This is a genomic window from Alteromonas sp. ABH4_452, from assembly GCF_056311825.1.
Genome location: NZ_CM149973.1, coordinates 418,299 through 431,354 on the forward strand (window position 1 = coordinate 418,299; position 13,056 = coordinate 431,354).

The 13,056-nt window shown below is 44.8% G+C and carries 9 protein-coding genes; 6 read left to right on the forward strand and 3 right to left on the reverse strand.

The genetic code is table 11. The annotated features are described in order from the left end of the window. Positions 1–6: 6 nt before the first annotated feature. Positions 7–1,005 carry a D-2-hydroxyacid dehydrogenase gene (locus ACYX4N_RS01845; protein ID WP_476055416.1) on the forward strand — a complete coding sequence of 333 codons (999 nt, stop codon included), beginning with the start codon at positions 7–9 and terminating at the stop codon, positions 1,003–1,005. Between the two features lie 9 nt (positions 1,006–1,014). Then, positions 1,015–1,917 carry a DMT family transporter gene (locus tag ACYX4N_RS01850; RefSeq protein WP_476055417.1) on the forward strand — a complete coding sequence of 301 codons (903 nt, stop codon included), beginning with the start codon at positions 1,015–1,017 and terminating at the stop codon, positions 1,915–1,917. Positions 1,918–1,968: 51 nt separating this feature from the next. Here ACYX4N_RS01850 and ACYX4N_RS01855 read toward each other — a convergent pair whose 3' ends face one another. Beyond that, on the reverse strand, positions 1,969–2,244 hold the full coding sequence (locus ACYX4N_RS01855; RefSeq protein ID WP_476055418.1) for a hypothetical protein: 276 nt from the start codon (positions 2,242–2,244) through the stop codon (positions 1,969–1,971). 228 nt (positions 2,245–2,472) lie between these two features. Between ACYX4N_RS01855 and ACYX4N_RS01860 the strand changes: the two genes are divergently transcribed. After that, positions 2,473–2,979: an RNA polymerase sigma factor gene (locus tag ACYX4N_RS01860; protein ID WP_476055419.1), complete on the forward strand. Its 507-nt coding sequence runs from the start codon at positions 2,473–2,475 to the stop codon at positions 2,977–2,979. After that, positions 2,972–3,592 (forward strand): hypothetical protein, encoded by a 621-nt coding sequence (locus tag ACYX4N_RS01865; RefSeq protein ID WP_476055420.1) that lies wholly within the window; start codon positions 2,972–2,974, stop codon positions 3,590–3,592. The genes ACYX4N_RS01860 and ACYX4N_RS01865 overlap by 8 nt, the downstream gene beginning before the upstream one ends. A gap of 40 nt (positions 3,593–3,632) precedes the next feature. On the opposite strand, the gene ACYX4N_RS01870 is transcribed toward ACYX4N_RS01865, so the two are convergent. Next, entirely contained in the window at positions 3,633–7,535 is a 3,903-nt protein-coding gene (locus ACYX4N_RS01870) for a translocation/assembly module TamB domain-containing protein (protein WP_476055421.1), read from the reverse strand. Beyond that, positions 7,532–9,370, reverse strand: coding sequence for an autotransporter assembly complex protein TamA (locus ACYX4N_RS01875; protein WP_476055422.1), 1,839 nt, complete (start codon positions 9,368–9,370; stop codon positions 7,532–7,534). The genes ACYX4N_RS01870 and ACYX4N_RS01875 overlap by 4 nt, the downstream gene beginning before the upstream one ends. 274 nt (positions 9,371–9,644) lie before the next feature. Here ACYX4N_RS01875 and ACYX4N_RS01880 point away from each other — a divergent pair, with 274 nt between their 5' ends. After that, positions 9,645–11,630, forward strand: coding sequence for an alpha/beta hydrolase family protein (locus tag ACYX4N_RS01880; RefSeq protein WP_476055423.1), 1,986 nt, complete (start codon positions 9,645–9,647; stop codon positions 11,628–11,630). Between the two features lie 139 nt (positions 11,631–11,769). Continuing rightward, a complete protein-coding gene (locus ACYX4N_RS01885) occupies positions 11,770–13,020 on the forward strand; it encodes a multidrug effflux MFS transporter (protein ID WP_476055424.1) in 1,251 nt (416 codons plus the stop codon). Positions 13,021–13,056: the final 36 nt, after the last annotated feature.

The window sequence follows — 13,056 nt, forward strand, 5'->3', positions numbered from 1 at the left end:
TCGACAATGACAAAAAACGATGCTTTAAACAGTAAAATTGAAGATAACCAAACACAATCGTCGCGCAACGGTCAAAAAAAACGAGTTGTCTTCCTAGACGCTGAAACAATGGATTTACCCAGCCTTGATACTTCTGTACTCGATAGTCTTTATGCCGACGTCACACTTTATCAGCAGACTCGTGCTGAAGAAGTTGCCGAGCGTATTCGAGCAGCCGATGCGGTTTTAGTCAATAAAGTTGTGCTAAAAGCTGAAGATCTAAAGCAGGCAGAACAGCTTGGTTATATAGGTGTAACGGCTACTGGTACGAACAATATCGACCATGATTACTGTAAACAAGCGGGTGTTACTGTTCAAAATGTAGAGGGCTACGGCACTGATAGTGTGGCGCAGCACGCGTTAACCTTAGCTCTGAACCTGGCTACGAACTTTGTGGCATATCAGCGTGATATGGATAATCAGGCATGGTCCGCTTCTTCTCATTTTTGCTTACTTAATCACCCAGTGATTGAGCTTGCAGGTAAACACGCGGTGATTGTGGGTCACGGCGAACTTGGTAAGCGTGTAGAAGCATTATTCAAAGCTATGGGGATGAAAGTGAGTATTGCTGCTCGCCCCGGTAAACAAGACGACCCTCGCCCAAGCTTTGCGTCCCTTTTGCCCAGTGCTGATGTGATAAGCCTTCATTGCCCGCTTACTGAAGATACCGAAAAGCTTATTAACGCAGATACGCTGTCATTGATGCAGCCAACGGCCTTTCTTATTAATACCGCTCGCGGCGGACTGGTTGATGAAGAGGCGCTTTACCATGCGCTTAAACAAAATAAAATTGGTGGTGCAGGGTTGGATGTACTTAGCATAGAGCCCCCGCCCGCTGATCACATATTACTAAAGGAGCCGTTACCTAATTTACTGGTAACGCCACATAATGCTTGGATTGGTAATAGTGCAAGGCAAAAACTGCTTGATAAAGCCCTTGCCCATTTAAAAGATTTTTTGGGTTAAAGCGCGGCGATGAATAACGCGACCTTATTTGCTCTGTGCTGCCTGATTTGGGGTTCGACTTGGATAGCAATCACCTATCAAATCGGGCACACATCAGAGACGTTTGCTATAGCGCTTCGCTACTTTTTAGCGTCGGCTTGTTTAGGGGCATACTGTGTTATTAAACGTTTACCGCTAAAGCTCCCCTTACACGTTCATGTGAAAATGGCGGCAGTAGGGCTCTTCTTATACAGTTTGAATTACACGCTGCTGTATATTGCGCAGGCGCATATTATCAGTGCGCTATTGGCACTTATGAGCTCCTGCATTATTTATATCAACGTTGTACTTCGCCGTTGGTGGCTAAAAGAGCCCATAAGAAAAGAAGTGGTGGTTGGGGCCACTTTTGGCTTGCTGGGCATTGTGTGTCTATTCGTGCCTGAGTTTTCAAAAGTATCCATGGACGCAGCGCTTGCCACCGGTCTTGCCATCGCGTTTGTCAGCTTTTTTTGTGCCTCAACGGGCAACGTTATTTCCGAGCGTATTCTGACTTCGGGGACGCCTGTTATTCAAATGAATTTCTATGCCATGAGCTACGCCATGGCGCTGCTTTTTGTTACCTCGCTGGCTATGCCTGGAGAATTAAAGATACCTACCCACATTGAGTTTTATTTATCACTCGTGTACTTGGCAATATTTGGCTCTGTGTTCGCGTTTGGCGCATATATGAAACTGTTAAAGCAGATGGGCGCAGACAAGGCAGCTTACGTAGTGCTGGTTTACCCCATGGTAGCACTGGTTATTTCTACATTTTTTGAAGGTTACACTTGGAGCGTGTTATCAGTACTTGGCGTAGTAATTGTGCTGGTGGGTAACGCCATTGCAATGGGAAAAGTTCCCCGCTTTATGCGTCGCCCATCCGTATCTAGTTAGTGTCTGTTGAACTTTACTATGCATTAATTCGACAATCCCTGATAAGCACGTTTACTTAAGTGTATTGATTCTCTTGTTTAGCTCGTAAGCAGGCTCAGTGACGATGGTTTCAAGGGTTTCAATACGCTTCATCAAAGTTTCAATTTGCGCATCTTTTTCTTCTAATCGCTGCTGCTGTTTGTCAGTAACGGCTTTTACAAATGGATTACTGCACTCGCCGTTCATCCAGTCGTTCAATCGCCACTGAAATTTTGCGTCTAAGTAACTTGCCAAAAGCACAAGCGATGTGATGCTGCCAATTAACAAAACTAAACTTAACGTAGACATAGTGTTTTCCTCATTTAATTTTCAAAATTTAAAGTTAAAGCTTTCTAGGAGAAGTGCGCTTACCGCCCGTTACTTCGTCTTCTATTTCCTGCCTTTGTTAAGTAGTCGGGAGCTGTTCAAAAAAATTACAGCTTCATCGAAAAAAGTTTGTAATAAAAACTGGTGTGGGCAGACTGATAGAAGTAACACAATAAAATAACAACAGTTTTTGCTATTAGGGATGTGACCTTGGGCCAGGGTTTTGAAGATGTTTTTGTGCAATACGGAGCACTACTGGGCCGTGTAGCTAACAGCTATGAGGCAAACGAAGCGATGCAGCAAGAGTTATTGCAAGAAATTGCTATTGCAGTTTGGCAAGGACTGTCTCGCTTTAAAGGCGATAGCAGCGTAAAAACCTATATCTTGAAAATAGCCCACAACCGCGCTGTGACTCACGTAGCAAGTCTAGTGAAGCGTGTTGATACTCACCAATACGACCACGATGATACGGGCTCTGACGGGTACGCGAGTAACACACACTCCCCAGAAGAAATGTCTAGCCAACATCAGTCTTTAGAACGCCTATTGCGCGCTGTACGAGCCTTGCCACTGCAGCCAAGGCAGGTGCTTACCCTTTCTCTTGAAGGCTTAAGTTACGACGAAATAGCAGACGTATGTGGTCTGACAAAAAACCATGTTGGTGTGATATTAAAACGCGCCAAGCAAAGTATCATGCAGGAGCAACCGCATGCATAATTCAGATAAAGAAAATCAAAAGACGCCGCCAATATCAGTAGGTAACGAACAAAACGAGGCCCTATCTGCGCTATGGCAAACTCAGCCAGTTACGACTATCGATGTTGAGGAAGTAAAGTTCAGTTTGCGCAGCGAACGAACAAAGCAGCGTTGGTATATGGTATTCGATTCCTTAATGGTAATTCCCGCTATTTACATTCTGAACAAATATTGGGGAAATATGACGCTTATAGCACAAATGATGTTTCTTTTTATGTTGGTCACCTCTCTGCCTTTACTTATATATCAATTGTGGCTAAGACGAGTGGCGGCTTTCTACAAAGATAGCCAGACAGCAAATCACCTTACTCGACTCACTAAGCAAATTAAAAACAATGTAAAAATCGCATTCATTACCAAACACTCAACCTGGGTAGCCGTAGTTTTTGGCATTGCCTTTATTCTAGAGCGTTATTTCTTCGGCGATCTTACACCTGAAAAGATCATTAAGATGTCCATTGTAATGGTCTTAATGACTATCGGAATGTTGATTTGGTATGTATGGGCACACAAAAGACAAAAGCGCTTCGAGCGGCAGCTCAAAACGCTAGAAAGTATGGCGCAGCAGTGCTAGAAATTAGGGCCTAACTAATCAAAGCATCAACATGGAGCGTTTAGCTGTCCTTGCTAGCACTTGAGGTATCAGCGTTGCTTCTCTGTGATGATTCTGAATTATTATCTGCCTCATCAGTATCATCACTGTCGTCATCAGCGCTATCGCTTTTGCGAGTTCTGTTATCACCTAAAAAGAACTCATAATAGAGGTCTAAGGCAAACTCTGATTGGTCTTCCAGTGTGGTTTGGATTGCCTCTAAATACAGGCTCGGTAGTAACTGATATTTAAGCGCCAAATCAGGTGGTAGCTGTCGACGTCTCAAGGTGCTATTGGCATCGTTATCTTTTATGCCTACGTCCACATTGTATTCCACCGAAAGCCGGTCATTGATTTGGCCGGTAACAGAAAGCAAGTTTTCATTGGTACTTAGGCTAAAGTCATCAATGCCTAAAGCACTGCCTAACTGGCCAGTAAGGGTTTCTGTGTTCGAAAGCCCAAAACCCAATAGCAGAGCTGCGTAGTTAGGATCTGCTGAACTGCCTGAATCTGGTCCAGACCCTGTTAATAAGTAAGATAATACGCCCTGCTGGTCCATAGAGGGTTCAGAGAAAAGGTTGATGCTCGGTGCGTCGGCGGCTCCATCAATACGAATACCTGCTATAACATCATCGTCGGTTTTCGCCGGGTCTCTTATAGCCTCTACCAGTAACAAAGGCTGGTCGATTGGGCCATTGAACTGTACTTCGCCGGTTTGAATTATTAATTGTTGACCATAGGCGCTGTAGCGACCGTTTATTATTTGCAGGTCTCCATAGCCAACTAACGCCGGCTGAGTGTTCACTCGTATACCGCCGAACAAGCTGGCTGTAAGACCAAAGGCTTCAAGCTTTACTTCTTCTGTTTTGTTTTTATCAATATTAACCAACACAGATGCATGAACAATATCCAGTGGTTCTTCTTTGTCTGGTTCTCCGCGTAAGTGCACGTCCTTTGATGGTGAAACTGCACTTTCAGGCAGGGACTCTACTTCAATTCGGGCCCACGGAATATTAATATCGCCCGTAACATCGACCTTCTCTTTAGTTGCGGCAACATCAATATTAGGCGATACCTTAAGGCGAATGTTTGGTTGTCTTATTTCAAAGCTGTTGCCCTTTAACTTAAAGTTAGCGCTAGGCTCTGATGACCAGTCGAGTTCACCTTTTAGCGTACCTTTACCTCCACCGAGTATAAAACTGCCATCAAGCGCTGCAGTTTGGTCGCTAAGCACTACTTTTTGATTCCAGTCGGCTAATGTGACAGGCGTATCTTGAATATCTATTGCGCCGTTAGAAACGGTAAGCTCGCCATTTAGGGATGGGTCATTGACATATCCGCTAAGAGTAATATTACCGTTAAGCACCCCTGTTAAGGTGCGAATAGCGGGAGAAAGAGGTTTCAGTGGCGCTACATCAAGTCCCTCCATAACCAACTTACCTTCCAAAGGTATTTCCTCTTCAAACGGTCGGGTGTTTAACGTAAGTGTTGCATCACCGATATCTTGACTAGAGATCAGTGAAGTAGACTCTAGCAGCCCTTGTTTTATTTTACCGCTAGTTTCAAATGAGTTAATGGTAAGCGTTAATGGTCTGGTTTCGCCTAATTGCCACGGGGCTGCACTCATTGACGCGGTAAAAGTGGCGTCAATAGGATCTTGTTGTGAATAGCTGCCTTTTGTTTGAATACTCAACGTCGCTTCAGAGGGCGCTGAAACCATGGTCGGCACTAGTTCATTTGCCCACAGCCCCACAGGCAGTGACGTTGCCTTAATATCCCAACTTGCTTTGCTGTCTTGGTAATTCACGTTCGAGATACATAGCTCTCCTTCGCGTCGCGATGTCCAACAGTGCTGGCCTATTTTGGCCGTAACAGGTGCAGTGCCTATATCAAGTGTGAACGGGCTTGATAACGCCCATTGCATATTAGCAAGCTCTAGCTGGGTATCGCTTATTTCACCTACCCAGTGATTGTTTGACCATGCGCCTTTAAGGCTGAAGGCGACTTGATTATCCGGCACAGAAAGGTCTAGCTGCGCTTTGTGGTCTTTATATGTGCCATCTAGTCTTATCTCGCCGCTCATTGGCCCTTGCTGCGCCGCAGAGGCATTTAAATTTGGAGATATAGTGATGTTGGATAACTCTAATGTGCCGTTAGCACGTGGATTTTGCCACGGACCAGAGGCAGATATTTTACCATTTATCGCACCGGATACTTCTGGGTAAAGATTATTTATTGTGTTGGCGTTAATAGTAATATCGGCGTTTAAATGACGCTTGTTTAAGACTTGTGCAATAGCTCGAATAACGTTCTTTTCATTTTCCCCTTCTTGCACGATGTTTACGTTAGTAACGAATAAGTCACTTGGGCCGGCATACACGGCGTTGCCTTTTATTTCTAGTGGTTCACCTTGTAGCACGCCAGATACCTGCATATTTTTAAAGCTCATATGCAGCCCGCCACGCTCTGAGTACTGTAAAATGCTCTCTATCTGGCCGCTTAAGTTCTCAGGTGCGTAAGCGCTGAAACGCTGTGCAGACACGTTTGAAAGCGTGGTTTTTCCCTCCCAAGCAATACTCTCGTTTAGGTAAAGGGTACCTGTATTGACTAAGCTACCTTCTAGCGCCTCAATATTCGCCTGATTGACATAGATATTGTTCTTTTTAAGCACAACATCCAGTGATACAGGCACATTGCCTATGTCTGGCAAGGTTGCTGCACCGGCGCCTTTTAGCAGGTAATCGCCCATAGTGCCTTCAAGTGACAGCGTACCTGCTTTTAACGTGGCGTTTTCCATTGTTGGAATGGGTTGTTCTTGCCACTTTGCAGTAAGTTTAATGGGGAGTTCGGTATTAAGAACGTTTGCCGCCAAATTAGCGTCTGCGTTTACAGCCCCCTTTGTGTTGAGAGTAAGGGCCAAGTCATCAAGTGCTCCCGACGCGTTTAAGTTTACGGTAAGGGGGGCATCATCAAGGACTGTCTTTGCTCTAGCTGCAATACTTAGCGGGAAGTTCCCACTAAGGGTGGCGCTCGCTTTTGCTTTTACTTCCCCTTGTTCATGCGCGACAACCATTTCTTCAATGGCAATATCACTGTCTTTGAACTGTGCATCAAGCAGCGATACTAATGCTATTTGTTGTGTGCTATCGCCTTGGGTAACGTGTAAGTCTTCAACCAATAAAGTACCAAACGATATGGGAATTGGAGCGGTGATTGTTGGTAATTCAGGCACCTCGTAGCTAAGCGAGTATGACTTAGGCAAGGCGCTTTCTTCACTCGAGGTCGCTTGGTTTGCTGTTTTATCGGTGTCTTGAACAGGGGGCTGTTGACTCTGGGATGATTTAGCTTGAGAAGCCGTGTTTGCCGCTGGTGAACTAGCGTTTTCATCTGCCTCTACTAAAGCTATACGAATTCCTTTAGTGGCTAAACCGCCAAGCGTTAGCGCTTGGTCACCACTAAAATCCGTAAGCTCTAGCTCATCGACTTTAATGGTTGTGGTAAGAAGCTCAACGTTAATGTTTGCAAGCGCTAGATACCCTACCTCAATGGGAATAGGCAAAGAAAATTCATCGCTAGCCTCTGTTTCTTCATCAGTCTCAGGAGCAGCAGCGAGTTGCATTAACGTGGCATTCTCAAGCGTGAGTTCATTTACGCAGACTTTTGGTTCAAAGAAACAACGCCACGTTATATCAATATAGGCATACTCCGATGCCACGCGCCACTGCGCGTTCTCCCAGTGTAAATCGCGTATTTCAAGGGTATCGGCAAAACTTCCCTCAATATCATCAATGGAAAGGTTTGTAACAAAGCTGTTTGCTATAAGTTTTACCGTTGGGCCGCCCAATGGGCTAATAAGTAGCGCGTAAATGGCAACCAGTAGCAGTATAGGTGAGAGTAAAATGGCCGAAAGCGTACGTTTTCTCATAGCTCAGGCCCTAAAATGATGTGAATGCGCCAATCATTTCCTTGTTTTGATAGCCCTCTGGCTAAGTATACTCTTACAGGGCCAATAGGTGACAGCCAGTGAACCCCGGGGCCTATACCATAAGCGAGTGAGTCGCTTATATCGTTGGCTGCTTTACCCGCGTCTACGAAAGCGGCTATTCGCCAGTTGTCTGCAATTGAGTAAGCGTATTCTATGCTTGATGTGACTAAGTACTTCCCCCCAATAGATTCGATATCAAGCTCGCCAGTCTCTGGGTTAATAACATCTGCTTTCGGCGACAAATCACGAAATTTAAACCCTCTAACGCTTTGGTCTCCTCCAGCGTAAAAGCGAAGCGAAGCTGGCACATCATCGAAAGAATTTGTTTTAATTGCTCCAATTTCTCCGCGTAAAGTTATTCTATGCTTATTAGCGAATGTACGAATTAACATGCCTTCAACGGCAGTTTTAGCATAGTCAATATCTGAGCCAAAACCCTCTTTGCCATATTGAGCCAGCACTTGAACATAGGTGCCGTTGCCAATGTTTAGTTCGTCGTCTTTATCTCGGTAGGTGAGTGAATAGCCCGGTAAAACTAACGACGTGGTATTGGTATCAAGGTCCCCCTGATCGTAAGTTTCTCTAAGGTAGGTTACTGAATAATCATGTTGCCAGGGCGATCCATCTTGTTGCGTGTACCTATGTGCCGACAAAGAAAGGGTTTCGCTTTCAAAAGAGGTATTGGCGTACTCAATAAACTGGTAGCCCGCTTCGATACTGGCATAGTCACGGGTGATATTTTTCATCGGGATGCGATAGTCGGCGGTAACCGATTGCTCAGGCTCCGAAATAAAAATATCTGATGAAACCGAGTGCCCTTTGTCATTAACCCAAGGACGCTCCCAACCCAACCGTACTCGCGGACCTGTATCGGTAGCCGCACCGACCGAGACATTAAATGCATCGGTAGGCCTGTGTTGAAGCGAGACCTCAATAGGAACCAGTAAACCTTCTGCGTCGCTGACTACTGGCCTTGCTATAACGCGGTTGAAATAGCCCGACTGATTTAAACGTCTGTTAAAATCGCCTAACACTGATGATGAATAGGCATCGCCAGTTTTAAAAGGTTTTAGGCGCTCAATAATCGCTTTAGCTTTATCATCACCTACGAATTTAAGTTCCCCAAACTTATATTGAGGCCCGCTTTGCGCAATTAGCAGCACGTTCGCTTGTTTTTCGTCACGTACTAGATCTAAACGTGTTGCTTGCCAGAAATAGTCAAAATAACCGTTTGAGAGAGCGTAGTTAAACATAGAAGATTTAAATGACTCATAGATGGTCTGATTTAACACATCACCTTCTTTGAGTTTAAGTGAGTTAAAACGCTCTCTAAATGCCTTATCTTCACGACCAGCACCAATGATTTCTCGGGTAACTTTGTTGATGGTAAGAGGGGCATTCAACGCAACCGTTACTGTGACCTTGTCCCCTTCTTGTATGCGTACCTTGGTTTCACTGTTGTAAAAGCCATAGGGTTGTACCGCCGTCGCCACCGCTTCTGCTACTTCGTCTTGCCAATAAGGGTCAGTTAAAAGTGCTTTTTCCACATCAAGTCCGCTTAAATGCAGTCGGATGTTGTTACGTAGCTTCCCGTCTTCAACACCTTGAACATCGTAGGTAATTGACTCTTGAGCCAAAGATGTCGTGCACAGCAAGCACAGCTGCACGCACAACAAAGCCTTAGCTAATAAAGAGCATGCTTTGGATGTTTTGCGCACTAATTGTCGGGAAAATAGGCCTTGCAAAGTGGCAAGCCCGCTCCAAGTTGAAGGCATGAAAAGGCTAAATCCTTAAGGTAACGCTGGGCTTAGAAGCTTACTGGTTTAGGGTAAAATCCATATTATGTCTGTGGTTAATAGTACCATATCTGCATTTTGTATTCGCAAAGTACGACGAGAGATCAAATTATTGCGTCAATATTATCTATATTACCCCGTATGGGGTGGTTTTTTGTACATTGTGTCACAAATTTGTATACTTGAATTAACATAGCTTGAGGTTTACTCATTAGCTAAGTTCCGCCCAAAATAAAAATTACAAGGGAATGTTATGTCTTATAAAAAGGCTTTCTCACCAGCTACGCTTATTGCCCTACTATTGTTAGCTATTTCGACTACGTCGAACGCTGAGCCGGCTACTCAAAAAAATGCCTACGATGCTTTTAGTACGCTGCCAACCTATTGGACGCCATCTTTGTCGCCCGATGGAACAAAAATCGCTTTTGTTCAAAATGTTGAACAAGGAGAGGCGTTTGCCATGCTCGCCACCTTCGACTTGGTAAAGGGTGAAAAGCATTACCTACTTCGCTCTGACAATGAGCGTGTAAAGATTAATTGGTACAAGTGGGTGAACAATGAACGTGTCGTGGTGAGTGCGCGCTATGAAACTCGCCGTGGTACCACAAAAGTGCATGACACCCGCTTGTTAAGTATTAAATTCGATGGCGAGGGCGGCGCGTTTAATATGGTTGAATGGGAACGAATTAAGCGTCGGGCCGGTAATCCTAACCACATTCCTCAATTTCAAGATGAGGTTATCGATTGGCTACCTGATGACCCAGATCATGTGCTTATAGCAATCGATGCCGAGGTGCTAGGTTTACCTTCAGTGTATAAAGTCAATGTCAACACTGGAGGGGTAAGTCGCATTATGCGCGGTAAAAAGCGCATCAGAGATTGGCTTACCGATCAACAAAGTAACGTCCGTATTGGTGTTTCACTTAATTATGATAGTGGTGAGCGCGAGGTCTTTCTAAAAGAAGAAGATGGCTGGCGAACCTTGTTTGCCTATAACGCCATGACAGAGAAAGGGGAATACCCTGTGGGGTTTGCGAAAGACCCAAACATTCTTTATTACAAAGGCTACAAAGGTGACTACCGCGCACTTTACACCCTAAACCTTAAAACCAATGAGCGAACTGAAGTTTATGCTGATGAAGGGTACGACGTAAACGGTAGTCTTATTTACTCACCAGTAACGCGAGATGCTATCGGTGTGCGTCACGATGGTCGTTTTTATTGGGATGAACGCTATGTTGCACTTCAAAACGGTATCGACCAAGGGCTTCCAGATTATAACAACACGTTAGTTAGTTTCAGTGACGATGAGCAAACATATATTGTTTATTCTGAGTCTGATGTATTGCCTGGTGTTTATTTATTGGGTAATCGCAAGGAAGGCACGCTGAACATGCTATTTGAGCAATACAGCCAAATAGACTCGACGAAACTATCCGAGCATAAACTTATTGAGTATGAAGCCAGAGATGGTATCAAGATTGAAGCATATTTGACGCTCCCTAAGGGGGACGGACCCTTCCCAACCATTATTCATCCTCACGGCGGGCCAGGGGCTCGTGATTTCAGCGGTTTCGACTACTGGACTGCATACTTCACCTCTAAAGGCTACGCGGTGTTGAGGCCAAACTTTAGAGGCTCAAGAGGTTATGGGTATAGTTTTGCGCAAAGCCAAATGAAAGGATGGGGCCTAGCTATGCAAGACGACATCACTGACGCCGCAGGTTGGATGGTAGAAAAGGGATACGCAGAGCAAGATAATATGTGCATAGTGGGAGCAAGCTACGGTGGCTATGCCGCGTTAATGGCAACGGTTAAAACCCCTGAACTGTTTCAATGCGCCGTAAGTTTTGCGGGAGTGAGTTCGCTTAAACACGTTATCATTCACTCTCGTCGCTTTCTCAATAATGAGTTTGTTAAAAATCAAATTGGTGACGACTACGATGATTTAGAAGCTCGCTCGCCTTATTACAATGCAAAAGGGATCAAGACGCCTATTCTACTTGTGCATGGTGAAGAAGACCGTATTGTTCCACCTCTTCACAGCCGTTACATGGCTGACGAGCTAGAAGGCTACGACAAAGTTTTTAAATACGTAGAGCTTGAAAATGGAGACCATAACCTTTCTATTCAGCGCAACCGTCACCTATTCTTTAAAGAAATGGACGGCTTTTTAAATCAATACTTGAAACCGACCAAAAACGGCGAGGCGGTAGCAGCTAGTCTGTCAGAGGAGTAACACTCGTTAAAGAGGGCAGTATTTACGATAAGATAGCCTAGTTTGACGGCTTTTTAACCAAGTTTCAGGTATACTTACCAAGGCGCGAGGATTTCGCGCCTTTTTTAATTCCCTCACTTTATTTCATATTCGAGACTTTATGCCCCAGACATCTAATGGCGTATCTGATGATACTGCAGTTGTGCAAAAGCCCGCTCTTGGCCTTGTTGAATTTGTTGCTTTGATGGCGACCATGACATCGCTGGTGGCACTTAGTATAGACGCTATGTTGCCCGCACTTATTCAAATTGGTGAATCACTTAATGTGCAAGAGGCGCATCAGACTCATCTGATAGTCACCGTATTCTTTTTAGGGATGGCATTTGGCCAAATGTTCTTTGGCCCCTTTTCAGACAGCCGTGGTCGTCGTCTTACCATTTTAGTGGGGCTGTGTATTTTTGCGTTGGGAACCTTTGTATGTATGCTTGCCACTAATCTTGAAACCATGCTGGTGGGGCGTGTTATTCAAGCGTTTGGGGTGTCTGGCCCTCGTATAGCTTCTATGGCAATTATACGTGACCTCTACGTAGGTGATGCGATGGCAAAAGTTATGTCGTTTATCATGATGGTGTTTATCCTAGTGCCTATGTTGGCTCCAATTATTGGCCAAACTGTGATGGAATTGACGTCATGGTTTCACATTTTCACTATGTTTCTCATAGTGGCTACTATGGCGGGGATTTGGTTCTTTTCTCGTCAAGGCGAAACCTTGCCTCGTGCAAAGCGCAGAAAATTCTCGCGGGCACACTTTTTTAAATCATCAAAGTTTATTCTGACCCATCCAGAAATTATGGGTTATACCTTTGCCATGGGTTGTATCTTCGGGGCGTTTTTGGCGTATTTAAGCGCGTCACAAACCATATTTACTGTGTTTTACAATGTTGGAGAGTGGTTCCCGTATATCTTCGCTACCCTTGCCTTTTCCATCGGGCTTGCTTCTTACTTCAACGGTAAAATGGTCATGCGTTTTGGCATGCGCAAGCTGTGTCGCTTTGCGCTAAAAGGGGTAAATGGGTTTGCGGTGGTCTATTTAGCGTTGCTGTTTGCCTACGATGGTCTGCCGCCATTAATTCCGACCGTGGCCGTTATGTTTGTTGGCTTTTTCTTTGTAGGTATTCTGTTTGGCAATTTAAACGCTATGGCAATGCAGCCTCTTGGCGATATGGCTGGTTTAGGTGCCGCAATTATTGGCTGCTTTTCAAGCTTATTCTCTGTGCCCGTTGCCCTTATCGTTGATAGTTTTTTGAATGGAAACTTGATGCCCATTGGTTGGGGCTTTCTTATCTTTTTTTCGCTGGCGTATGCATCAGTTCGCTACGCTGAGCGTGTTCGGGAAGTGGCTGTTTCTTAGAGAGATAAGTGGTTGTTAGTTACTGCTTTGAGTTAG

What these genes read in the sequence shown, in the direction of transcription:
- ACYX4N_RS01845 (WP_476055416.1), top strand. Translation starts at nt 7, where the DNA reads ATGACAAAAAACGATGCTTTAAACAGTAAAATTGAAGATAACCAAACA.
- ACYX4N_RS01850 (WP_476055417.1), top strand. Translation starts at nt 1,015, where the DNA reads ATGAATAACGCGACCTTATTTGCTCTGTGCTGCCTGATTTGGGGTTCG.
- ACYX4N_RS01855 (WP_476055418.1), bottom strand. Translation starts at nt 2,244, where the DNA reads ATGTCTACGTTAAGTTTAGTTTTGTTAATTGGCAGCATCACATCGCTT.
- ACYX4N_RS01865 (WP_476055420.1), top strand. Translation starts at nt 2,972, where the DNA reads ATGCATAATTCAGATAAAGAAAATCAAAAGACGCCGCCAATATCAGTA.
- ACYX4N_RS01870 (WP_476055421.1), bottom strand. Translation starts at nt 7,535, where the DNA reads ATGAGAAAACGTACGCTTTCGGCCATTTTACTCTCACCTATACTGCTA.
- ACYX4N_RS01875 (WP_476055422.1), bottom strand. Translation starts at nt 9,370, where the DNA reads ATGCCTTCAACTTGGAGCGGGCTTGCCACTTTGCAAGGCCTATTTTCC.
- ACYX4N_RS01880 (WP_476055423.1), top strand. Translation starts at nt 9,645, where the DNA reads ATGTCTTATAAAAAGGCTTTCTCACCAGCTACGCTTATTGCCCTACTA.
- ACYX4N_RS01885 (WP_476055424.1), top strand. Translation starts at nt 11,770, where the DNA reads ATGCCCCAGACATCTAATGGCGTATCTGATGATACTGCAGTTGTGCAA.